Origin of the sequence: Glycomyces salinus, assembly GCF_016428645.1 — a bacterium.
GTDB lineage: Bacteria > Actinomycetota > Actinomycetes > Mycobacteriales > Micromonosporaceae > Glycomyces > Glycomyces salinus.
Genome location: NZ_JAELXW010000017.1, coordinates 14,290 through 37,256, shown reverse-complemented (window position 1 = coordinate 37,256; position 22,967 = coordinate 14,290). Strand labels below are relative to the sequence as shown.

The following is a 22,967-nucleotide window of genomic DNA, read 5'->3' as shown; positions in this document are numbered from 1 at the left end:
GCGGAGAGAGCAGGAATGGCCGAAAACAGCGCGGGTCCGGGCCGCGCGACGACTCCGGGTCCGGTGCGCGGTCCCCACACCGGTGACGGGTACCGCGCGAACGGCAGATACCCGGGCCGAGTCTACGGAGCGCCTCCTCCGGAGGCGCCCGGCGAGTCCGGAGGCGGCGGGAACCAGGGCGTGGCCCGCTCCAGCCTCCTGATGGGCGCCGGTTCCCTGGTCAGCCGCGTCACCGGGTTCGGGCGGACGGTCGTCATCAGCGCCGCCATCGGCGCCGGGCTGCTGGGCAACTCCTACACCACCGCCCAGTATTTCCCCCAGATGATCTACGAGCTCGTCCTCGGCGGCGTGTTCGCCGCGATCATCCTGCCCCTGTTCGTCAAGTCCCACAAGAACGACGCCGACGGCGGGGACGCCTTCGCCTCCCGGATGCTGACCCTCGCGCTGCTCGTCCTCGGCGGCGCGGCCCTCATCGTCACCCTCGCGGCCCCACTGATCGCCCGCGGCATGGCCGAACCGGCCCAGCACGACCTGGTCACGCAGCTGTCGTACCTGATGCTGCCGGCGCTGATGTTCTACGGCCTGTTCGCGATCCTGTCGGGCGTGCTGAACTCCCGCGAGCGGTTCGGCGCGCCGATGTGGGTGCCGATCATCAACAACCTGGTCGTCATCACCGTCGGCGCGGCCTTCTTCTTCGTCTACACCCGCGACGCGGTCCCCGACGCCGACGGCCGGCTGTTCACCTCGGCCGACCAGATCAGCACCGGCATGCTTCTGCTGCTGGGCGGCGGCACCACCGCCGGCGTCGTCATCCAGGTGGCCTGCCTGTTCCCGGCGCTGCGCAAGGCCGGTTTCCACTGGCGGCTGCGCTTCGACTTCTCGCGCCTGCCGCTGCGCGACATCCGCCGCATGGCCGCCTGGACGCTGCTGTTCGTGGCCGCCAACCAGATAGCGGTCATGGCCGTGCTCAAGGTCGCCAACGCCGCCACCGGAGACGCCCCGGACGAGGGCCTGTTCGTGCCCGGCACCACCGTCTACAACAACACCTACCTGATGATGATGATGGCCCACGGGATCGTGGCCGTCTCGGTCATCACCGCGCTCATGCCGCGCATGACCCGCGCCGCCGACGACCGCCGCTTCCGCGACCTGGCCGACCACCTCTCCGGCGGGATCCGCATGGCCGCCTTCCTGCTGGTGCCGATCGCGGCGGCCTTCGTCGCCCTCCACGAGCCGTTCGCGCGCGCGATCTTCCAGTGGGGCGCCTACGCGCCCGAGGAGGCGTACGCGACCGGACTGGTGCTGGCCGTCGCCGGTGTCGTGCTGCTGCCGTACTCGGTCGCCCAGCTGCAGATCTACGCCTTCTACGCCCAGACCGACACCAGGACCGTCGCCCTGTTCAACCTGCCGGTCATCGCGATCCGCATCGGCGGCTACCTGCTGGCGTTCGCGCTGCTCCCCCTCGAATGGGTCGTGGTCGGCCTGTTCGCCGCCAACGGCCTCTCCTACCTGGTCAGCCTCCTGCTGTCGATGAGTCTGCTGCGCAAGCGGATCGGCCTGCTCGGCATGCGCAAGGTCGCTCTCGGCATGGTGCGCACCGTCGCCGCCGCGGCCGTCGCGGGCGGGGCGGCCTACGCCGGGTGGCTGGCCTGGCCGGACGTGTCCGGCTCCAAGATAGGCCAGCTGGCGTCCGCGGCGGTCCTGGGCACGGCCCTGCTGGCGGTCTACTTCGCCGCCTGCCTGGCCCTGCGGGTCCCCGAGATGCGGTCCTTCGGCTCGACGGTGCGGGCGAAGCTGCGGCGATGAGCCAAGTACCATCCTTGAGTGTGCCTGCCTCGGCGAAACCTGAGAGCCATATATTGGTCCAGGCGAGTCTTGGGTCGCTTTTAGAGGGGAGGACCCCGCACCATGAGTTCTGTCGACGTGCCGTCCGTGGGAGACCTGCTCGCGGAACGGTACCGGCTCGATGAGCACGTCGGAGGCGCCGACGGCCACCGCCAGCTGTGGCGGGGCACCGACGTCCTGCTGCACCGGACCGTCGCGGTGGTGCTGCGCTCCCCCGGCGGCGAGGACGCCGCCCACACCCTCACCGCCGCCGTGGCCGCCTCTCGGACCGCCACCGACTCCATGGTCGGCGTCTACGACGCGGTCGACGAGGGCCGGTTCGCCTACGTCGTGCGCGAATGGGTCGCCGGGTCGTCGCTGCGGCACGTGCTGGAGAACCAGCCGCTCCAGCCGACCCACGCCCTCGAACTGGTCGCCTCCGTCGCCGACGCCGTCGCCGCCCTCCACGAAGGCGAGGTCACCCACGGGAACCTGCACCCCGCATCGATCCTGCTGTCCGAGGACGACCGGGTCATGGTCACCGAGCCGCGCAACGAACCCGGACACACCCGGGTCGGCGACGTCCGCGCCCTCGGCGCGACCCTCTACGCCTGCCTGACCGGCGCATGGCCGCAGACCGTCCCGGCCGAGGACACCGGGCTGCCGCCCGCACCGGCCGACGAATGGGGCAGCCCGCTCGAGGCCTCCCAGGTCAACGCCGCCATCCCCGCCTCCCTCAGCCGCCTGACCTCCGACCTGCTCGACGCCGCCGAGGCCCCGCCCTCGGCCGCCGAACTGGCCGTCGAGCTGCGCCGCCTGGCCGAGACCGGCGGGGCCGGCCCGCTCGAGTCGATCGGCCCGGGCGCCGTCGAGACCAAGGCCGAGGCGCCCCCGGCCGGCATGAAGCGCCTGGCCGTCGTCGCCGCCGTGGTCGCCCTGGTCGTGTTCACCGGCGTGGTCACCACCGCCCTCGTATGGAGCGACGGCGACGAACCGGCCAACGGCGGCGACGCCGAAATGGGCCTGACCGGCGACGGCACCGGCTCCGAGGACGAAGAGCCCTCCTCCGAGTCCGAGACCGAGGTCGCCGCCCCCACCGAGGTCGAGCTCGCCGCCGAGGACCTGCGCATCGTCGACCCGCCGCCCGGCACCCGCACCGAGCTCGAAGGCGTCGAATCCCTCGTCGACGGCAACGCCTCCACCGGCTGGTCGACCAACACCTACTACAACCGCGCCAACTTCGGGAACCTCAAACCCGGCATGGGCGTCCTCATCGACCTCGGCGAGGCCACCGAAGTCGCCTCGGTGCGCCTCCAGATGACCAGCGCCGGCGCCACCGTCGGACTCAAGGCCGGCGACGAGGACCCCGGCGACGACTCCGACGGCGACCAGGCCATCGTCGACTCCTACACCGACCTGGCCGAACCGGTCGAGGACGCCGACACCAACCTGGAGCTCAAGGCCGGAGACGAGTCCACCCGATACGTCCTGGTGTGGATCACCGAGCTCCCGCCCGCACCCGACGGCTACAAGATCACCATCTCAGACATCAAAGTCTTCGTCCGGTAGGAGCCCATGCCCGCCCCGCGCCCAGCCGACCGCGGTTCGCCCCCCGAGCCGACCGACCGCGACCTGCTCGCCCGCCACGTCGCCGGCGACCGGGACGCCTTCGGCGAGCTGTTCCGCCGCCACCGCGGCCGACTGTGGGCCGTGGCCGTGCGCACCCTGGCCAACCCCGAGGACGCCGCCGAGGCCGTCCAGGACGCCATGATCAAGGCATACCAGGCAGCCGGCACCTTCAAAGGCAACGCGGCGGTCACCACGTGGCTGCACCGCATCGTCGTCAACGCCTGCCTCGACCGCATCCGCGCCGCCGGACGCCGCCCCACCGTCCCCCTGACCGAGGACGAGCGCCTCCCGGCCTCCTCCGGCGACCCCGCCGACGCGGCGCTGCGCCTGAGCGTCCACCGGGCCCTGGCCGAACTGCCGTTCGACCAGCGGGCCGTCCTGGTCTACATCGACATGCTCGGCTACCCCGTCGACGAGGTCGCCGCGATCCTCAAGGTCCGGCCCGGCACCGTCAAGTCACGGGCCTCCCGGGCCCGGCGCCGCCTGGCCGCAGCCCTGCCCGACCTCGACCCGCACCGCGGCGGGAACCCCGACTGGCGGCCGGACGTCGAACCAGGTGCGGCACCGAACGGAACGATACGGAAGGAGGGAGGCCACCGATGACGCAGGATCGCGACGAGGCCGCAGTCTCAGGCGCCCTGCGCGCCGCCTCGGAACACTACGGCGACCTCCCCGACCCCGTCGCCGCCCGGCTCGACCGCGTACTCGACCAGCTCCCGGCCGCCGACACCCTCCACGGGGCCGCCGCCGAGCCCGGACCGACCTGGGCCGAGCGGTCCTCTCGGCGAAGCCTGCGAGCCATAAGCTGGTCGGCCCCGGCCCGCGTCCGCTACGCGCTCCTCAGCGGCGTCGCCGCCCTCCTGCTCGTCATCGGCGGCGTCGCCGTCGCCGTCCAGTACGTCTCCGACCAGCCCACCGACTCCGCCGGCTCCGCGCAGAACGAGGTCGGCGCGGCCGACAGCGAGGACGACGGCGGCAGCGACGATGAGGCCGCCGCGCCCGAGACCGGCGAGACCGAGGCCGGGACCGGCGATGACCAGGAGCTCAGCGGCGAGCAGAACGAGGACGCACCCGACCAGGCCGAGGAGCCCAGCGACACAGAGGAGTCCAGCAGCGTCGAGACCTTCGCCACCGGCAGCGACTACACCGGCCGGGACGACCTGCTCACCGAGCTGCGCGACCTCGGCAACGAGAGCACCTACGCCGGCCCGCCGCCCGAACTGGAGACCCTCGCCGAAGGCGGCACCGAATGGCAGACCTGCCAGGACGCCCTCGCCGAGCGCTACAGCAGCCTCCTGGTGGCGGTCGACTTCGCCCGCTACGAGACCGAACCGGCCGTCGTCGCGCTCCTGGCCTCGGACTCCGGCGACATCGCCGTCGCCGTCACCCCCGCCTGCGGCGACGGCACCATCGACCAGCTCGCCCTCCAGTAGCGCCCGGCACGCGTCGGCCCGGCAACGTGAGCTCGGGCACGTTCGCAGGACTCGCCTGTCACAGCGCGCACACAGCACCATGGCCCGGAATTTCGGGCCCATAGGATGGCGTTGTAGCTGACAGCCTCGCCCCCTCGGGGAGCCTGCGAGCCCAGGACGCGGTCAGGCGCCCTGGACAGAGCCGAACCTCCGGCCCGCAAGCTCCGCCGAGGAGACGCGAGAACCGCCGAAAGACCTCAAGGAGCACATTCCGGTGAGCGAAACACGCAACGTCATCATCATCGGGTCGGGACCGGCCGGCTATACGGCCGCGCTCTACACCGCCCGCGCCAACATGCGCCCGCTGGTCTTCGAGGGCTCCCAGTTCGGCGGCGCGCTCATGCAGACCACCGACGTGGAGAACTACCCGGGCTTCCCCGACGGCATCATGGGCCCCGACCTGATGGACAACTGGCGCAAGCAGGCCGAGCGCTTCGGCGCCGAACTGGTCGCCGACGACGTCACCGCCGTCGAACTGACCGGCCCGGTCAAGCGCGTCTGGGTCGGCGACACCGAGTACCAGGCCAAGACCGTCATCCTCGCGATGGGCTCGGCCTACCGCAAACTCGGCGTCCCCGGCGAGGACGAACTCATGGGCCGCGGCGTCTCCGCCTGCGCCACCTGCGACGGCTTCTTCTTCCGCGACCAGCGCATCGCCGTCGTCGGCGGCGGCGACTCGGCCATGGAAGAGGCCACGTTCCTGACCAAGTTCGCCTCCAAGGTCACCATCCTGCACCGCCGCGACGCCTTCCGCGCCTCCAAGATCATGGCCGAGCGCGCCCTGGCCAACCCCAAGATCGAAGTCGAGTGGAACACCGCCGTCAAGCGCGTGGTCGGCTCCGAGGGCAAGGTCGGCGGCGTCGAGATCGCCGACACCATCACCGGCGAGACGCGCGAGCTGCCCGTCACCGGGCTGTTCATCGCCATCGGCCACGACCCCCGCTCCGAGCTGGTCAAGGGCCAGGTCGAGCTCGACGAGGCCGGCTACGTCAAGGTCGACGCGCCGAGCACCCGCACCAACCTCGACGGCGTCTTCGCCGCCGGGGACCTGGTCGACCACACTTACCAGCAGGCCGTCACCGCCGCCGGAACCGGCTGCTCCGCCGCGCTCGACGCCGAGCGCTTCGTCTCCAGTCTCGACGACTGAACCCACCGAACCCAACACAGGAGGATGCCCATGGGCGCCATCAAGGCAGTAAGCGACACCGACTTCCAGACCGAGGTGCTCGAGGCCGACAAGCCGGTCCTGGTCGACTTCTGGGCCGAATGGTGCGGCCCCTGCAAGAAGGTCGCCCCGGTGCTCGAAGAGCTCGCCGCCGAATCCGACGCCGTCGTGATCCGCAAGCTCGACACCGACGCCAACCCCGAGACCACCCGCAAGTTCGGGGTGATGAGCGTGCCGACCATGATCCTGTTCAAGGACGGCCAGCCCGCCGACCAGCTCGTCGGGGCCCAGCCCAAGGCCGCCATCAGGAAGTTCCTGGACAAGTAGCCGAAACCCGGGGCGGGGCGGGCCCGCATGGCCCGCCCCGCCCCGGTGCGTCCGCCCTCACGCCCGGCGCCGGACCGGACCGTCCTGCCGCGGCCTGACGATCCCCGGCTGCTCCTCGCCCGGCCCGCCGAGGCCCTCGCCGGTGAAGAACTCCTCCAGCTCCGAATCGTCGAGCCCGAACCACTCCACGTCCTCCGGCAGCTCCAGCTCGTCCTCGGAGGCCGATTCGCGTGACGTCGGCGGCCGCAGCTCCAGCCGCAGCCGCGGATATCGCGGATCGGACCTGACCGTCTTGAACCCCACTGACCGGTAGAAATCAGCCGGAACCAGGCACGCGTTCGACTCCCCGCGCGCGTCCCCGAACGTCTCGATCGCGTGGATTCCCTTCCGCGACACGTCCGAGGCCACCGCCTGCACCAGCTGCCGCCCCAGCCCCGTCCCCGCGTAGGCGGGCATCACCAGCGCCGTCATCAGCAGCGCTGCGTCCGGCGAGACCGGACCGGAGGGGAACTCCATCGACCGCGGCACGAACTTCGGCGACGCGTACGTGACATACCCGGCCACCGTCTCCCCGTCGTAGGCGATCCGGCCGCACCCGCCCCACTCCAGCAGCGTCCGCGACAGCCACGCCTCCTTCTCCAGAGACGCGTCGCCGATCTCGCCCGGCTCCGAGCACAGCGGCGCCAGCTCCCAGAACACGCACGAGCGGCACCGCCGCGGCAGGGCGTCCAAGGAGTCCAGTGTGAGGTTGACCAGGCGCCGATGCACCTACCAAGGTTAACTTTCCTCAGTGTGGAAATCGGGGATTTCCACACATGCTAGTCTTCGTGGAGCTATGGGCGAGAACCAAGCCTGGAGAGCTGTACCGCAGGGCATGCGGAATCTCAAGCCTGTGGAGCCCGTATAAGACCGCGGATCGTGGCAGTGGGCGCAGCACCCGCGAGGGAAGGAAGCAGGAACCCACCCGTACCTGTGTCGTGAAAACGGCACGTCAGCCGGGAATCTCCTCCGGAAGGAGAGGATGCCAAATGCTGGAAAACACGCTCGGATCTCAGCCAATGTGCTAGTAGTGTGGATCGATCGGCGACTTCCCGTCGGGAGGTCGCCGATCCGCGAAATGTGGCCGCATCGAATAGACCCGTCTGAGGAGGTCTCCGCGTGTCCGGTACAACACTCGATGATTACACCGGTCGGTACGCATCCCGGGTGCACGGGATGGCACAGTCGGAGATCCGCGCACTGTTCTCGGTCGCATCGCGCCCCGAGGTGGTCTCCCTCGCCGGAGGCAACCCCTACACGGCCGCACTCCCCATGGACGAGCTCGGCGAGATGTTCACCCGCCTGCTCGAGCAGCGCGGCGCCGAAGCGCTCGGCTACTGCCCCGGCCAGGGCAGCACCGTCCTGCGCGAGGCCCTGTGCGACGTCATGGCGCTGTCGGGCATCCAGGCATCGGCCGACGACCTCGTCCTCACCAACGGCGCCCAGCAGGGACTCGACCTGCTCGCCCGCACCTTCCTCGACCCCGGCGACATCGTCCTGGCCGAAGGGCCCACCTACGTGGGCGCGCTCGGCGTCTTCCAGGCCGCCCAGGCCGACGTCCGGCACCTGCCGATGGACGAGGACGGCCTCATCCCCGAGGGGCTCTCCGAGGCCCTCGCCGGCCTCGAACGCGAAGGGCGGCAGGCGAAGTTCCTCTACACCGTCCCGACCTACCAGAACCCGGCCGGCGTCACCCTCACCGAGGAGCGCCGCGAGCGGATCCTGTCGATCGCCGAGGCCCACGGTCTGCTGGTCATCGAGGACGACCCGTACAGCATGATCTCGTTCGAGGGCGCTCCGCCCGCGCCGCTGCGCGCCCGCGCCGAGCGGGGCGTCATCTACCTGGGCACGGTCTCCAAGATCTTCGCCGCGGGCCTGCGCCTGGGCTGGGTCCTGGCCCCGCCGGCGGTCCGCGACAAGCTGCTGCTGGCCGTCGAGGCGGCCATCCTGTGCCCGTCCTCGCTCATCCAGGAGGCGACGCTGCGTTTCTTCACGGAGATGGAGTGGCGCCAGCAGGTGAAGGTTTTCGCCACCCTCTACCGCGACCGGCGGGACGCGCTCCTGTCGGCGCTGACCGACTACATGCCGGAGGGCATGAGCTGGACCAATCCGGGCGGCGGCCTGTTCGTGTGGGCGACGCTCCCGGAGGGCCTCGATTCGAAGGCGATGCTGCCCCGCGCCCTCCAGGAGCGCGTGGCCTACGTCCCGGGCACGGGCTTCTATGCCGACGGCAACGGCCGCCGCGAGATGCGGCTGAACTTCTCCACGCAGAACTCGGACTCGATCCGGGAGGGCGTGCGCCGGCTGGCCGGGGTGGTCGCCGGCGACATCGAACTGCGCGACACGTTCTCCGGAGGTGAGGCATGAGCGCATCGGGCGGCGCGGCAGCCTCGGACCTGCGGGTCCTGATCCTCGCCGGGGGCATGTCGTACGAGCACGAGGTGTCCCTCAAGTCCGGTCGCCGGGTCGCGGCCGCGCTGCAGCGCCAGGGCATGTCCTGCGAGATCCGCGACCTGGACGGGGACCTGCTGCCGACGCTCCAGGATTTTCCGCCGGACGTGGTGTTCCCGCTGGTCCACGGTGCCCCGGGTGAGGACGGCTCGCTGCGGAGCGTGCTCGAACTGGCGGGCGTCCCGTTCGTGGGCACGGACTCGGTGGGAGCCAGGCGAGCCTGGAACAAGTCCGCGGCCAAGGACCTGCTGCGGTCGGCGGGACTGCCGACGGCGGACTGGACGGTCATGCCGCGCCAGGCGTTCTCGGACTTCGGGGCGCGCAAGCTCTTGGACCGGATCGCCGCGAAGATGGGGCTGCCGCTGGTCGTCAAGCCCAACTCGGGCGGTTCGGGGCTGGGCGTGCAGTCGGTGCGCAAGGAGGACGACTTCCCGTCGGCGATGATGGGCTGCTTCTCCTACAGCGACGAGGCCCTGGTCGAGTCGTTCGTCGACGGGCGCGACATCGCCGTGGGCGTGGTCGACCTGGGCGAGGGCCCGACGGCGCTGCCTCCGGTCGAGATCACGCCGCTGCTGGGCGACTACGACTACGCGGCCCGCTACAACCCGGGCGCGACCCGCTGGACGGTCCCGGCCGACCTGGACGCGGCCGCGGCGGACCGGGTCGCCGAGATCGCGGTGGCCGCCCACGAGACGCTGGGGCTGCGCGACATCTCGCGGGTCGATCTCATGGTCGACGACGCCGGAACCATCCAGATCCTGGAGGCGAACGTCGCCCCGGGGATGACCGAGACCTCGCTGCTGCCGATGGCGATCGAAGCGGCGGGCATGGACACCGGCGAGACCCTGACCAGGATGGTCCGCCTCGCACTGGCGCGCTCCTAGCCGGTTCCCGGCCGCTTGGTTCCGCCCGAACGTGAAAGCCGAAATATACCGACTTGTCCCGCCAGGGGGACCCCTTGGCTCGAAACTACGTCGGGGGTCCGACAGGCCAGGTCCGGCGGCGGCGATGTCCACAGGCCGATCTCAAGAATCTCGCGGTTTCACGTGAAACATCGGTGCCGCTCGGGTCTCGGCCCTTCGGGGTTCGCTCTAAATCATCGGAGAGCCAGGCCGAGATGTACTCCAGGTTCATCCGCCACTCGTGCTCGTCGACCGCGGGCAGGATCTCGTCCCACATGGTCATGAACGGCCCCCGCAATTGGAGGTAGCCCTTCGGCCGGGCCAGGAACCACATCTGCAGGTGCGCGGTCCCGTCACCCCAGCGGTTGACGTGCACCTGCGCCACGGACTCCAGGGACCGGATCGCCCGTTCCAGGCGCACGGTCAGCACACCGAGCTCGGCGGCGTGCATGGTCGAGAGATCACCGAGGTCGAGGTGCGCCCGGGGCTCCAGGATCACCACGACCGGGAGCCCGCTGGGCGAGGGCGGGCTCTTGAGGCGCCAGCGCTCGTCGGTCCACAGATAGGCGCTGTCGGGGGTATGGCAGGAACTGCACTGCTCCTGCCGGTCGCCACGCCGCGGGGGCTCGGTGCCGACCGGCTCCTGCAGCGGCTTGAGATTCATCTCCCCCTCGAAGGGGAACGCGGGCCAGTCGACGAAGGCGGGCAGCGGGGAATCTGAGCCACCGTTGCGTCGGTTGTGCGGCTGCTGTTGGTTCGCTAGACCTGGCTTGGGACTTTGGCCGGGGGTACTCGCTGATGCCACCTCCGAAAGGTACCTCATCGAGGCGAGCCTGGAAACCACCGGAATCCCCCTTTTTGGTGGCGCTTGCGTGCCGTGCCGTAGCGACACCGTCGACAGAGGACCGGATTGATGCACATCCCGGTCGGATTCCCCCATAGAAAGCCGATAGTGACGTGCGCCCATATCGCGGGAAGCGGCTGTCGGGAGACCCCGGGCATGAGGCAAGCTGGTAGGCGTGCAAGCAACAGTGACTGACAGTTCCACACCAGAGGCGTCGTCCGGCAAGGGCGACGAAACCTCAGTGCTGGTGGACCCGCCGGTCACCGCCGCGCTCGTCGATGAACTCAGTTATCTCTGGGTACGGGTTACGAACGCCGGCGGTTCCGTCGGGTTCGTCCCGCCGGTGAACCTCGAAGAGGTCCGTCCTCACACCGTTTCCATTCTCGCGCGCGTGATCGACCAGACTGACACCCTGGTCGCTCTAAAGGAAGGAGCCGCCATTGTCGCTTGGTGTGTTCTCACATCAAACGACAGCCCGCCGAGGCAGGGATGGCGAACCGTCCGCCACGTCCAGGTCGACCCGGAACGCCAGGGAAGCGGCGTTGGCGGAAAGCTCCTGGCAGCCGTTGACCGGGTGGCGCGCGAGGAATTGAAGCTCGAGGCGCTGAGCCTCAAGGTTCGCTCGGGAACCGGAGCGGACGCGTTCTACCGCCGCCACGGATTCACCGAGGTAGGCCGACTGCCGCGCGCGGTGCGCGTGGCCGACGACGACTACCGCGACGACATCATCATGTGGCGCGAGCTCGTCTGATCACATAAGCCAGCTATCCAGCCGATAAGAAGCTTCGGGCGGTGTTTCACGTGAAACACCGCCCGAAGCTCGTCCAGCCCCGTATTCGAATCTGCCGGTCTCCGATCGACCGCATCTCTCCCGGCCAGCAACCTGATGCGCTCCGAATCATCCGTCCGATGATCCGACAGATGGCGTCCGCCAAGAGTCCGGTCCTCGGCCCCGGCCAGCCGCGGCCCCCACGACAGGAGCGCGAACCACGTCGGTTCTCGCTCCATACTGTTTCACGTGAAACACCCTGTGGATGACTCGCCGCTGCCCCCGCCTTGTCACACCCCCGCCGTACTTTTGAGCCAAGGGGTCCCCCGGGGCGGACAAGTCGGCAAATTTCCGCTTTCACATTTCGAGGAGTCCAGCGAGCGCCGGTGCGTTCGGTGGTAGTGGATCAGTCGATGCCGATCTGCTCCACGATCCGGTCGAGGTCGGAGAGGGAGCCGAATTCGATCACGATCTTGCCCTTCTTCCGGCCCCAGGTGACCGACACTTTCGTTTCGAAGTGGTCCGAGAGCCGCTCCTTCAACTCCTCGAGTCCGGGAGCCTTGATGCGGTCCTTCGCCGCCGTCTTCGATCCGGTCCCCTTCGGGTCGTCGGGCTCCGGCGTCTCCTCCAGGCGGCAGGCCGTCACGAGTTCCTCGGTGCTTCGCACCGACAGGCCCTCGCTGATGATCCGCTCGGCGATGTGCTCTTGCGTGTCGCTGCTGTCGAGGCCCAGCAGCGCGCGAGCGTGGCCCGCGGTGAGGACCCCGGCGGCCACCTTCGTCTGCACGGTTCCCGGGAGGCTCAGCAGTCGGATCGTGTTGGAGATCTGTGGGCGGCTGCGGCCGATCCGCTTGGCCAGCTCCTCCTGCGTCACGTTGAACTCTTCGAGGAGTTGCTGATACGCCGCGCCCTCTTCGAGCGGGTTGAGCTCCACCCGGTGGATGTTCTCCAACAGCGCCTCGCGGAGCAGCTCCTCGTCCGAGGTCTGCCGCACGATGGCCGGGACGGTCTCCCATCCGAGAGTCGTGGCCGCCCGGAGGCGGCGCTCGCCCATCACCAGTTCATAGCGCGGGCCGTCCGAGGTGCCCCGTTCGCGCACCGCGATCGGCTGAAGCATCCCCACCTCGTTGAGAGAGGTCTCGAGCTCGGCCAGGTGCTCCTCGTCGAAGATCTGCCGCGGCTGCTTCGGGTTGGTCGCGATCTCGGACAGATCGATCAGACGGAAGCTCGCCCCGGGTACCGGCACGAGCTCCTGGAGCGAGTCGGCCTCCAACTCCGTTTCACGTGAAACATCGATCGTGGCGACCGCAGGTGTTTCACGTGAAACACTGCCGTTGACCGGAGCCGCCTGTCGCGGCGCGCTCGGAGTCGGCTCCGCCGACTCCTCGTCCTCCTCGGTCTCGGTCGTCGCGCTCTCCGCCAGACTGGTCGGGATAAGCGCTCCGAGTCCTCGGCCCAGCCCCCCACGTTTCGCCGCTGCCATCGACTACTCCCCGCCCTTCTGGTTCGCTCGTCCCTGACGCCCCGGGCTCATCTTGACGCCGCGAAGCGCGATCTCCTCGGCAGCCTCGAAGTAACTCGACGCACCTCGAGAGCCCGGATCATAGGTCATGATCGACTGCCCATAACCGGGCGCTTCCGAAACCCGGACGCTCCGAGGAACCACCGAATCGAGCACGATCTCGTTGAAGTGGCCGCGAACTTCCTGCTCGACCTGATCCGCGAGCTTGGTCCGCTTGTCGTACATCGTCAGCAGAATCGTAGAGACTCGAAGGCGAGAATTCAGGTGCGCCTTGACGAGCTCGATGTTCCGCAGCAACTGGCCCAGGCCCTCCAGCGCGTAGTATTCGCACTGAATCGGGATGAGGACTTCTTCGGCGGCGACGAGCGCGTTGACCGTCAGAAGCCCGAGCGAGGGCGGGCAGTCGATGAAGATGTAGTCGACTTCGCCGCCGTAGGCCGCGATGCTCTTCTCCAGCCGTGCTTCACGTGCAACCACGTTCACCAACTCGACTTCGGCGCCGGCCAGGTCGATGGTCGCCGGAATGCATTGCAGCGAAGGGATGCCGTCGACGCGTTGGGCGACCTCTTCGAGCGGGGTCCCGTCGACCAGTGCCTCATAGACGCTCGGGACGCCCGCGCCGTGCTCGACTCCGAGCCCGGTCGAGGCGTTCCCCTGCGGGTCGAGGTCGATGACCATCACTCGGTTGCCGTGGAGCGCCAACGCCACCGCGAGGTTGACCGCACTGGTGGTCTTGCCGACCCCGCCCTTCTGGTTCGCCACGGCGAGCACGCGGCGGCGCGACGGGCGCGGCATGGACACGTTGCCGGCCGGGTTCAGGACCCGGACGGCGCGCTGCGCCTCTCGGGCCAAGGGAAGGTCGTCCGCTAGCGGATCGGTCTGCGCGGGGATCTCGGAGCTCCGTTCTTCTGTCTCGGCGTCGTATCCATTGCGTGGCGTGCTCGATTCCGAGGTGAATGAACGCGATTTCTTCGCCGTCGTCTCCGACTTCTCCCCCGACCGGCGTCCCGCTCGTGAGGCCGACGCCTCCGGTGCGGTGTGACGCCCCGACCTTCCCCGTTGTGATGTGGACTTGCGCATCCCGTCCTGTTCCCCGCTATCTTCGGACCGCTCGTTCTGGCTGCGGAGGACCGGCTCGGTCTTCAGTGACGCATGGCGCGTGCCCGGACCGGTCTCACCTGTGTCCGATTCTGTCCCAGCCTGCGCATAGGGGTCGGCTGCGCCACCCGGCGACTCCGAAGTTTCTCGATAGCGATGCCGTCGACTGGTCGGAATCTCCTCGCTCACAGCGGCGTCGAGGACGTTCTTGATGCGGCGTTCAGGGGTTTCGCCGCCAAGGGACTTCGGTTGTTCACGATCTTCGGGAGGAAGGGGGTCGCGCACATTCACCGCCACAGATTACGGGCCTGATGTTTCACGTGAAACATCGACCCCGTGCTTGGAGAACCTTACGAGCCATACATTAACCCAAGAACGTGAACCTCGGCGTCTCCGGAGGGCGCTCATCGGAATCCCGAACTGGGTTCGGTTCTCTCCCAAGACAAGTGGGAGCCGCATGGCGATCCGGAGTGCGGCAACGCTGGTGACGGAAAGTGAAAGCGGAAATATGCCGACTTGTCCGCCCTGGGGGACCCCTTGGCTCGAAAGTACGGCATTGGTCCGACAGATTCGGGCCGCTGCAGGGTTTTCCACAGGGTGAGGTTTCACGTGGAACGGTGAAGCTGTTCGGCGGGCCGTTGTTCGAGGTGCGGGCCAGTCGTGGGCCCGAGCTCCGTGCTTTCGTCGGCTCGGTGGTGGGTCTTGTTGGAGGCGTACAGGTTGAGGTCCGGTCCGGGCGCGACGGTGTTGCTGTGCCGCGCTATCGGGTTCGCTTGATTCGCACCACCGTGGTGGGCACGGAGAAGACCGGTGCGGCCAGTTTCTTCTCCCCGCACAGCAGCACCTCGGCCCGGCCTCCGCCGGCCTTCTGGATCTGGCGTCCGTCTCGTTCGATCTCCTCGGATGCGCTCTGGCCCTTGATGGCCAGCATCGTCCCCCCGGTCTTCGCCAGTGGGAGGCACCACCGCGCCAGCTTGCCCAAGGGCGCCACGGCCCTCGACACCACCACGTCCGCCTTGCCCTTCGGGTCGACCTCTTCAGCCCTGGCCCGCAGCACTTCCACGTTCTCGATTCCCAGGGCGTCGACGATCTCCTCCAGGAAGGTCACGCGCCGCTGCATCGGTTCGACCAGTGTCACCCACAGGTCCGGTCGCGCCACCGCCAGCGGGATTCCCGGCAGGCCCGCTCCCGAGCCCACATCGAGCACGTCAGACTCCGGCCCGATCAACTCACCGATCACCGCGCTGTTGAGCACATGCCGTCCCCACAGCCGCGGCACCTCCCGCGGCCCGATCAGGCCGCGCTCGATTCCCGCCGTCCGCAGCAGGCCCACGAAGTCCTCGGCCTGCCGGATCCGCTCCTCGTCGTCTCCGAAAACAGAGGCCAACGTTTCACGTGAAACATTGGCCTCTTCATCTTCCGAGCTCATCGGCTCCGTGTTCATTACTCGGGCTTGACCACGACCCGGCGGCGTGGCTCGGCGCCCTCGGATTCGCTCATCACTCCGTCGGTGGCGTTGATGACGTCGTGCACGCACTTGCGCTCGAAGGCGCTCATGGGGTCGAGCTTCACGACGCTTTCAGACTCGATGACGCGCTTCGCGGTCTTCTCGGCCAGCTCCGCAAGCTTCTTGCGGCGGCCCGCACGGTAGCCGCCGATGTCGAGCATCAGCCGCGAGTGCTCACCGGTCTTGCGGTACACCGCCAGCCGGCACAGTTCCTGCAGGGCCTCCAGGGTCTGGCCCTTCTGCCCCACCAGATTCGACAGCTCCTCGCCGACGACCTCGACCTGGGGTCGGTCGCCGACCACGAGCTCGTCGATGTCTCCGTCGAGGTCGAGGATGTCCAGCAGCCCTTCCAAGTAGTCGGCCGCCACTTCGCTCTGCTCGAACAGTTCGTCTTCGGAGGCCACCTCGTCCTCCCGCACCGTTGCTCCCATAATTGTCAACTATGTCCTATCGCTAGTTACAAGCTTAGTTTGCCCCATTGTGCGTGATCGAAAACCGCTTACGCGGCCTTCGAGCCGCCCCCCTTGCCCTTTTTCTTCTTGCCGTTGGCCTGCTGGGCACCGCTGACCTTCTTGGCGCGCGCGATCCGCTCGGACCGCGAGAGATTCTTGCCCGAGCCCGGTCCGCCCTTGGGCGGGTTCTGGTTGCCGCCGTTCGCGTTGTTCTTGTTCGGCGGAGTCTTCTGCTGCTTCGGCTTCTGACCGGGCTTCTGACCGGGCTTGGGCGCGAGCGCCTTGCGGCGCTCCTCGGCCTCGCGCTGCTCCTCGACCATCTTCTCGTGCGCCTTCGTGCCTGGCTTCGGCGGCTTGTTCGCGGAGTTCTGCGCCGGCGGCGGGTATTTGTGCAGCACGTACTGCTGCTGCGCCAACGAGAAGAGGTTGTTGACGGTCCAGTAGATGACCACGCCGATCGGGAAGATCGAGCCCGAGAAGATCAGAATCACCGGGATGCCGTACAGCATCACCTTCTGGATCATCCGCTGGTTGGAGTCCTCGGACCAGCCGGTCTTGAGGATCATCTGGCGGGTGGTCAGGAACGTCGTGATGATCATGGCCGCGATCAGGATGACCGCGACGACCCTCACCACGATCGGGTCCGATCCGACATGGGTGAGGTCGCTGGCCGGGGAGCCCAGAGAGGACCAGAACGGGGCACCGAACAGCTTCGCGTCGACGTAGGTGTTCCAGTCCGAGTTCGGGCCGTCGTGGTAGCCGGTCCAGAAGTACTCGGTGGTGTTGATCGTCTGGTGCGGGTCGGGACGCCGCAGCACCCAGAACAGGCCCAGGAACACCGGCGCCTGGATCAGGATCGGAAGGCAGCCCATCAGCGGGTTGGCCTTCTCCTTGCGGTAGAGCTCCATCGTCTCGCGCTGGAGCGTCTCCCGGTCCCCCCGATAGCGCTCCTGCAGCGCCTTGAGCTCCGGCGCCAGCTTCTGCATCGCCCGCTGCGACCGGATCTGCTTGACGAACAACGGGAACAGGATCACCCTGAGGGTGATGACCATGCAGATGATCGCCAGCACCCAGGCCCAGTCGGTGGACAGGGCCTCAGCGCCGTTGAACACGCTGCTCCACAGGTCATGCCAGCGCAGCAGCAGCCACGACACCGCGATGTAGATCCAGTGCAAAGTCACTGACGGACTCCAGTCATCTCAGTACCAACGGACGGCTCGGACGCGGTCCGCGCTTCGGACCGCGAGGGAGGCACAGGGTCATAGCCTCCCGGATGGAAGGGGTGGCACCGTCCCAGTCGCCGCAGGCTCAACCATAGGCCACGGACGACACCGTGTCGGGACAGCGCCTCGAGGGTGTAGGCGCTGCAACTGGGGTAGAACCGGCAGCGGTTCGGAATCGCCGGGCTCACCCACCGACGGTACGCGACAACGGGGAGGCTCAGCACCCGGGTGGCCAGCGCCGACAGGCGGACGGTCATGTCTTTCTCCGGTCGGCGCCGCCCGAATGCCGGGCTCGGCGGCGGTCCTTCCCGGAACGGGCCGCCTCGACGGCCTCGGCCAGGTCGCGGCTCAACGCGGCGAAGTCGCGTCCGGCGGACTTGGGTGTGGCCCGAACCACCACGTCGGAGCCGACGGGCCAGGAGGCCAGCTGCTCGGCCGCGGCGTGACGCAGCCGGCGTTTGACTCTGTTGCGAACGACGGCGTTGCCCACGGCCTTGGAGACGACGAAACCCGCCCGTGCCGTGGATCGCGCCTCGGCATCGGACGGTGTCTCGGGTTCTGTCGCCGCGCCCGCGGGGGGCGCCCAGTGGACGACCACGCCGCCTCGGGCAGCTCTGCGGCCGCGCTTCAGCACCGCGCTGAAGTCTCGGCTGCGTCGAATGCGCGCCTCGGCTGGTAGCACCTCTGGGTCACGTCCTCCCGCCGACTCCCGGTGAACCGATCCGCGGCTCGCGGGCTTCACCGTGGGAGCGAGCGCTCCGAGCGCCGCCTTCAGACGGTCAGGTTCTTGCGGCCCTTGCGGCGGCGGTTGTTGACGATGGCGCGGCCGGCACGGGTGCGCATGCGCAGCCGGAAGCCGTGGGTGCGCTTGCGCCGGCGGTTGTTCGGCTGGTAGGTGCGCTTGCTCACGTCGGACACTCCCAATACGTATCTGGTTGCTCTCGCGTCGCCTCCGCGCCGGCCGCCTGTCCTGACGCCGTCGCGGGTCCCGGGACGCAAAGTTCAGACTAGCAGGGCTTTCGCGTGGCTCCGGCGCCGCGGACGGCGGGTGTGGCATGCCCCTCCAGCGGGGAGGGCAACTCACTCATGTTACTCGTCTCCGAGTGGCGCCGGTCAGGGGCCGCCCGGTCCGGCGGCGGTGCGCGCAGGGTGTTCTCCACAGGACCGGCGGGCGTGTGGGCAGCCTGTGGATAACCTCGCCCGAACGGTGGACATTTTCGGGGCCGCCGCAACGGCTTCGCAATCGAGTGCGAGTGTAATCGCTGGTCGCAGCCGCGATTCGAGAGACTCTGTCACGAGCGGTGCACATCCCCAGGCCAACTGCGGACCTGTGGATAACCTGTGGAAAACTGCTTAGACGCACCGCGCTCGAGCGCGGTGGCGAGTGTGGGGCGAGGACCGTCGCGGCGAATCCGGAGGCCGGGCGAGAACAGCAGTTTACCGCATTCCGCGTCGGCGCACGCGGAGAAGCGAACGACTACGGCAAGGGGTGGGGAAGGTGACCGACCGAGATCTGTCGACCGTCTGGTCGGCGGTGACCGCGGAACTGACCGAGGCGTCGGAGCTGACCCGCCAGCAGCAGGCTTGGATGCGTCTGACGCAGCCGGTGGTGGCGGTGAACGGCACGTTCATCATCGCCGCGCCCAATAAGTTCGCGCGGGCCGCCTTCGAGTCGAAGCTGCGCGATCCGATCAGCGCGGCGCTGACCCGGCAGCTTGCCCAGCCGACGCAGATCGCGGTGACGATGCAGGACAACGGCACCGAGGGCGCGACCGAGGCGCCCGTCGCGCCGTCCGCTCCGCTGCCGCCTGCTCCGCCCGCGCAGTCCGACCGGGCCTCCCGCTCGGACGACACGCTGATCTTCGAGATGCCCAGGTCCGAGCCGCTGGCGCCGCCTCCGGCCGCCCCCGATGATTCGCCCGGACCGCCGAGCTTGTTCGACACCGATGCCTTCCGAGCGGCCCAGCGGCGCGCCCCCGAGCCCGACCCGGCGCCCAGGCCGGAGCCGGCCGCCGAGTCGGCGGGGCACCAGGCGGACGACCCGGTCGACGAGGAGGCCGAGCAGCCGCCGATCCCGCAGCAGGCCCGGGCCGACAACGCCTCGGCCGAAGGGTCCGCGGGCGCTCCGGCGGTGGCTCCGCCTCCGGCCGCCGACCCGGACCCTGAGCGGCGCGGCGGGGTCTCCAAGCCGGCGAAGTCGGCCCCGGCCCCCACCGCGGCCGACGGGGTGGGTCGCCTCAACCCGCGCTACAACTTCGACACGTTCGTGATCGGCTCGTCCAACCGCTTCGCGCACGCCGCGGCGTTCGCCGTGGCCGAGGCGCCCGCCAAGGCCTACAATCCGCTGTTCATCTACGGCGGATCCGGGCTGGGCAAGACCCACCTGCTGCACGCGGTCGGCCACTACGCCCATGACCTGGGCACAGCGGGGTCGGTGCGCTATGTGACGACCGAGGAGTTCACCAACGACTTCATCAACTCGCTGTCGGACCGGCGCCAGCAGGCGTTCCAGCGCCGCTACCGGGACGTCGACATCCTGTTGATCGACGACATCCAGTTCCTGATGGACCGCGAGCGCACCCAGGAGGAGTTCTTCCACACCTTCAACGCGCTCCACAACGCCAACAAGCAGCTGGTGATCTCCTCGGACCGCTCGCCGAAGCAGTTGCAGACGCTCGAGGACCGGCTGCGGACCCGGTTCGAGTGGGGGCTGCTGGCCGACATCCAGCCGCCGGACCTGGAGACGCGGATAGCGATCCTGCGCAAGAAGGCCGTGCAGGACAACCTGAACGTGCCGACCGACGCGGTCGAGTTCATCGCCTCCCAGATACACCACTCGATCCGCGAGCTGGAGGGCGCGCTGATCCGGGTGACGGCCTACGCGAGCCTGAACCGCAAGCCGGTCGACCTGGGGCTGGCCGAGGAGGTCCTGCACGATTTCATTCCCGAGGGCGGCGAAGCCGCCGAGGTGACCGTCGACCAGATCATGCAGGCCAGCGCCGACTACTTCGGCGTCGAGGCCGCCGATCTGAAGGGGAATTCGCGCTCCCGGGTGCTGGTCAACGCCAGGCAGGTCGCGATGTACCTGTGCCGGGAGCTGACCGACATGTCGCTGCCGCGCATCGGGCAGGCATTCGGCGGCCGCGACCACACCACGGTCATGCACGCCAACAAGAAGATCCGCAAGCAGATGGCCGAAAGGCGGGCCCTGTACAACCAGATCGCCGAATTGACCAACCGTCTCAAACACACCGACGACTGACACCCCTGTGGACAAGCCTGTGGAAAAGCTGTGGATAAACCCGGATTTCTGTGGAAAGCCTGTGGACAGCGTGTGGACGACGGGCCGAAGTGAGAATTCAACTCGCGTTCTCCCTGTGTACAACCCTGTGGAGAACTTGTGGAAAAGCTGTGGAAACAGCTGTGGACAGAATGTGGAAAGCGCCTCGGGTGTCGGGGGCTGTGGATAAACTGCCGATTCATCCACAGGTTCTCCACAGCTCGTCCACAACCTCATATCGATGCCTAGCTGCGAAAAGAAGGGTTTTCCACAGTTTCCACAGCACCGACGACTACGACGACAGTTATATCTATAGAGAGTTCATTAGTAATAGCGCTGTGAACAACCGAGCTTCAGCCAGATGAGGAGCGAGCACGCCATGAAGTTCCAAGTAGATCGAGACTCCTTCGCCGACGCGGTCTCCTGGACCGCCAAGAGCCTCCCGGCCCGGCCGTCCGTTCCCGTGCTCGCCGGCGCCCGCCTGTCGGTCGACGAGGGCACCCTGACCATCTCCGGTTTCGACTACGAGATCTCCACCCGCGTCGAGGTCGAGGTGACCGGCGAGTCCGCCGGCACGGCCCTGGTGTCGGGCAAGCTGCTGGCCGAGATCGTCAAGGCCCTCCCCGGCAAGCCGGTCGACTTCACCGTCGACGGCCCCCACGCCGAGCTCACCTGCGGCTCGGCGCGCTTCACCCTGCCGACCATGCCGCTGGAGGACTACCCGAGCCTGCCGCAGATGCCAGAGACGATCGGCACCATCGACGCCGACCGGTTCGCCAAGGCCGTCGCCCAGACCGCGGTCGCGGCCGGCAAGGACGAGACCCTGCCGACCATGACCGGCGTCCAGGTCGAGATGACCGGTGGCGGCATCGGCTTCCTTGCCACCGACCGATACCGGATGGCCATCTGCGACACCGGCTGGGAACCGGCCGAGTCCGACGTGAACGTCACCGTCCTGGTCCCGGCCAAGGCCCTGGCCGACACCGCCCGCACCTTCGGGTCGATGTCGGGCCCGGTCACCATCGCCGTCCCGACCGGCACCGACGGCGCGCCCGGCATGGTCGGGTTCACCGCCGGGGGCCGCCAGACCACCTCCCGCGTCCTCGACGGCCAGCTGCCGCCGCTGCGCAGCCTCCTGGCCAACAGCTACTCGACCACGCTGCGGGTCAAGACCTCCGAGCTGATCGAGGTCGCCCGCCGCGTGGCCCTGGTCGGCGACCGCAACTCGCCGATCCGGCTGTCCTTCGACGACGACGGACTCGTCGTCGAGGCGGGCGGCGCCGAGGACGCCAAGGCGAGCGAGGCGATGGACTGCACCTTCACCGGCGAGTCCGGCAAGATCGCCTTCAACCCCGCCTACCTGCTCGACGGGCTCGGCGTCGTCGACACCCCGTACACCGCCTTCAACATGAACGAACTGGGCAAGCCGGTCGTCATGTCCGGGGAGGCCGAGCCCGACGCTGAGGAATCGGACACAAACCACGACGGCTACCTGTACATGCTGCAACCATTGCGTTGGGACGCCTGAAAGGCGCGGACACCAGCGGAGCGGAAGGGGGCGCGGCATGCAACTGGGCATGATCGGGCTCGGAAAGATGGGCGGCAACATGAAGTTGCGGCTCCAAGAGGTCGGGCACCAGGTCGTCGGCTACGACCGCGACCCGGACAAGACCGACGTCGGTTCGCCGGCCGAACTGGTCCAGGCGCTCGAGGCCCCTCGGGCCGTCTGGGTCATGGTCCCGGCCGGCGAACCCACCCGCTCCACCGTCGCCGAGCTCGCCGGGCTGCTCTCGGCCGGCGACATCGTCGTCGACGGCGGCAACTCCCGGTTCACCGACGACGAGACCAACGCGGCGGTGCTCGCCGACCACGGCATCGGCTACGTCGACGTCGGCGTCTCCGGCGGCGTGTGGGGCTTCACCGAGGGCTACGCGCTCATGGTCGGCGGGGCCGAGGCCGACGTCCAGAAGCTCATGCCGGTCTTCGACGCGCTCAAGCCCGAGGGCGAGTACGGCTTCGTCCACGCCGGGGGCGTGGGCGCCGGCCACTACGCCAAGATGGTCCACAACGGCATCGAGTACGCGATGATGGAGGCCTACGCCGAGGGCTACGAGCTGCTCGAGGCCAGCGAGCACGTCCAGAACGTGCCGGAGGTCTTCAAGTCCTGGCGGTCGGGCACGGTGATCCGTTCCTGGCTGCTCGACCTGCTCGACCGCGCGCTCGACGAGGACCCCGAACTGGCCAAGATCAAAGGCTGGGTCGAGGACTCCGGTGAGGGCCGCTGGACGGTCGAAGAGGCCGTCCGGCTGCGCGTGCCGCTCCCGGCGATCAGCGACTCCCTGTTCGCGCGGTTCGCCTCCCGCCAGGACGACTCCCCGGCCATGAAGGCCGTCGCCGCCCTCCGGAACCAGTTCGGTGGGCACGCCGTCAGGCCCGAGTGAGCCGAATCGGGGCTGGTCCGCG

Annotated in this window: 22 protein-coding genes; 12 read left to right on the top strand and 10 right to left on the bottom strand. The window is 68.6% G+C overall.

All coding sequences use genetic code 11. The features are described 5' to 3' along the window. The first annotated feature begins 15 nt into the window (after positions 1-15). From murJ to trxA, 6 genes are all read left to right on the top strand, one after another. On the top strand, positions 16-1,806 hold the full coding sequence (gene murJ / locus JFB92_RS06810) for a murein biosynthesis integral membrane protein MurJ (RefSeq protein WP_199036289.1): 1,791 nt from the start codon (positions 16-18) through the stop codon (positions 1,804-1,806). A gap of 102 nt (positions 1,807-1,908) precedes the next feature. After that, on the top strand, positions 1,909-3,393 hold the full coding sequence (locus JFB92_RS06805; RefSeq protein ID WP_199036287.1) for a protein kinase family protein: 1,485 nt from the start codon (positions 1,909-1,911) through the stop codon (positions 3,391-3,393). A gap of 6 nt (positions 3,394-3,399) precedes the next feature. Next, positions 3,400-4,056: an RNA polymerase sigma factor SigM gene (gene sigM / locus JFB92_RS06800; RefSeq protein ID WP_199036285.1), complete on the top strand. Its 657-nt coding sequence runs from the start codon at positions 3,400-3,402 to the stop codon at positions 4,054-4,056. Further along, positions 4,053-4,886 (top strand): hypothetical protein, encoded by an 834-nt coding sequence (locus JFB92_RS06795; protein WP_199036283.1) that lies wholly within the window; start codon positions 4,053-4,055, stop codon positions 4,884-4,886. Before sigM ends, JFB92_RS06795 begins: the two co-directional genes overlap by 4 nt. Before the next feature lie 253 nt (positions 4,887-5,139). Further along, the gene (trxB, locus tag JFB92_RS06790) at positions 5,140-6,072 is read left to right on the top strand and encodes a thioredoxin-disulfide reductase (RefSeq protein ID WP_199036281.1); all 933 of its coding nucleotides are present in this window, start codon (positions 5,140-5,142) and stop codon (positions 6,070-6,072) included. A gap of 30 nt (positions 6,073-6,102) precedes the next feature. Beyond that, entirely contained in the window at positions 6,103-6,417 is a 315-nt protein-coding gene (gene trxA, locus JFB92_RS06785) for a thioredoxin (RefSeq protein ID WP_199036279.1), read from the top strand. Positions 6,418-6,474: 57 nt separating this feature from the next. Here trxA and JFB92_RS06780 read toward each other — a convergent pair whose 3' ends face one another. Then, positions 6,475-7,185, bottom strand: a complete 711-nt coding sequence (locus tag JFB92_RS06780; RefSeq protein WP_199036277.1) for a GNAT family N-acetyltransferase — start codon at positions 7,183-7,185, stop codon at positions 6,475-6,477. 390 nt (positions 7,186-7,575) lie between these two features. Between JFB92_RS06780 and JFB92_RS06775 the strand changes: the two genes are divergently transcribed. Together JFB92_RS06775 and JFB92_RS06770 are read left to right on the top strand one after the other, a co-directional pair. Then, entirely contained in the window at positions 7,576-8,823 is a 1,248-nt protein-coding gene (locus JFB92_RS06775) for an aminotransferase-like domain-containing protein (RefSeq protein ID WP_372451586.1), read from the top strand. Further along, positions 8,820-9,791 (top strand): D-alanine--D-alanine ligase family protein, encoded by a 972-nt coding sequence (locus JFB92_RS06770; protein ID WP_199036273.1) that lies wholly within the window; start codon positions 8,820-8,822, stop codon positions 9,789-9,791. Before JFB92_RS06775 ends, JFB92_RS06770 begins: the two co-directional genes overlap by 4 nt. An 85-nt stretch (positions 9,792-9,876) precedes the next feature. Here JFB92_RS06770 and JFB92_RS06765 read toward each other — a convergent pair whose 3' ends face one another. Beyond that, positions 9,877-10,473 carry a hypothetical protein gene (locus JFB92_RS06765; protein ID WP_199036264.1) on the bottom strand — a complete coding sequence of 199 codons (597 nt, stop codon included), beginning with the start codon at positions 10,471-10,473 and terminating at the stop codon, positions 9,877-9,879. A 367-nt stretch (positions 10,474-10,840) separates the two neighbouring features. On the opposite strand from JFB92_RS06765, the gene JFB92_RS25340 reads away from it, so the two are divergent. Further along, a complete protein-coding gene (locus JFB92_RS25340; RefSeq protein ID WP_199036257.1) occupies positions 10,841-11,404 on the top strand; it encodes a GNAT family N-acetyltransferase in 564 nt (187 codons plus the stop codon). A 424-nt stretch (positions 11,405-11,828) separates the two neighbouring features. Here JFB92_RS25340 and JFB92_RS06755 read toward each other — a convergent pair whose 3' ends face one another. The 8 genes from JFB92_RS06755 to rpmH all read right to left on the bottom strand — a co-directional run bounded on the left by JFB92_RS06755 (position 11,829) and on the right by rpmH (position 18,133). Then, entirely contained in the window at positions 11,829-12,905 is a 1,077-nt protein-coding gene (locus tag JFB92_RS06755) for a ParB/RepB/Spo0J family partition protein (RefSeq protein ID WP_199036255.1), read from the bottom strand. A 3-nt stretch (positions 12,906-12,908) separates the two neighbouring features. Beyond that, complete coding sequence (locus tag JFB92_RS06750) at positions 12,909-14,333, bottom strand: ParA family protein (RefSeq protein ID WP_443667678.1); 1,425 nt, start codon at positions 14,331-14,333, stop codon at positions 12,909-12,911. A gap of 469 nt (positions 14,334-14,802) precedes the next feature. Next, entirely contained in the window at positions 14,803-15,471 is a 669-nt protein-coding gene (rsmG, locus tag JFB92_RS06745; protein WP_199036254.1) for a 16S rRNA (guanine(527)-N(7))-methyltransferase RsmG, read from the bottom strand. Between the two features lie 14 nt (positions 15,472-15,485). After that, positions 15,486-15,980, bottom strand: coding sequence for a Jag family protein (locus tag JFB92_RS06740; RefSeq protein ID WP_199036252.1), 495 nt, complete (start codon positions 15,978-15,980; stop codon positions 15,486-15,488). 68 nt (positions 15,981-16,048) lie between these two features. Beyond that, positions 16,049-17,182: a membrane protein insertase YidC gene (yidC, locus tag JFB92_RS06735; RefSeq protein WP_199036250.1), complete on the bottom strand. Its 1,134-nt coding sequence runs from the start codon at positions 17,180-17,182 to the stop codon at positions 16,049-16,051. Then, complete coding sequence (gene yidD / locus JFB92_RS06730; protein WP_199036248.1) at positions 17,179-17,481, bottom strand: membrane protein insertion efficiency factor YidD; 303 nt, start codon at positions 17,479-17,481, stop codon at positions 17,179-17,181. The genes yidC and yidD overlap by 4 nt, the downstream gene beginning before the upstream one ends. Then, positions 17,478-17,906 (bottom strand): ribonuclease P protein component, encoded by a 429-nt coding sequence (gene rnpA, locus JFB92_RS06725; RefSeq protein WP_199036246.1) that lies wholly within the window; start codon positions 17,904-17,906, stop codon positions 17,478-17,480. Before rnpA ends, yidD begins: the two co-directional genes overlap by 4 nt. 89 nt (positions 17,907-17,995) lie before the next feature. Continuing rightward, complete coding sequence (rpmH, locus tag JFB92_RS06720) at positions 17,996-18,133, bottom strand: 50S ribosomal protein L34 (RefSeq protein ID WP_199036240.1); 138 nt, start codon at positions 18,131-18,133, stop codon at positions 17,996-17,998. A 589-nt stretch (positions 18,134-18,722) separates the two neighbouring features. On the opposite strand from rpmH, the gene dnaA reads away from it, so the two are divergent. The 3 genes from dnaA to gnd all read left to right on the top strand — a co-directional run bounded on the left by dnaA (position 18,723) and on the right by gnd (position 22,945). Continuing rightward, positions 18,723-20,486: a chromosomal replication initiator protein DnaA gene (gene dnaA, locus JFB92_RS06715; protein WP_307789042.1), complete on the top strand. Its 1,764-nt coding sequence runs from the start codon at positions 18,723-18,725 to the stop codon at positions 20,484-20,486. A 397-nt stretch (positions 20,487-20,883) separates the two neighbouring features. Next, on the top strand, positions 20,884-22,032 hold the full coding sequence (gene dnaN, locus JFB92_RS06710) for a DNA polymerase III subunit beta (RefSeq protein WP_199036234.1): 1,149 nt from the start codon (positions 20,884-20,886) through the stop codon (positions 22,030-22,032). Beyond that, positions 21,965-22,945 (top strand): phosphogluconate dehydrogenase (NAD(+)-dependent, decarboxylating), encoded by a 981-nt coding sequence (gnd, locus tag JFB92_RS06705; RefSeq protein ID WP_269847844.1) that lies wholly within the window; start codon positions 21,965-21,967, stop codon positions 22,943-22,945. Before dnaN ends, gnd begins: the two co-directional genes overlap by 68 nt. Positions 22,946-22,967 lie beyond the last annotated feature (22 nt).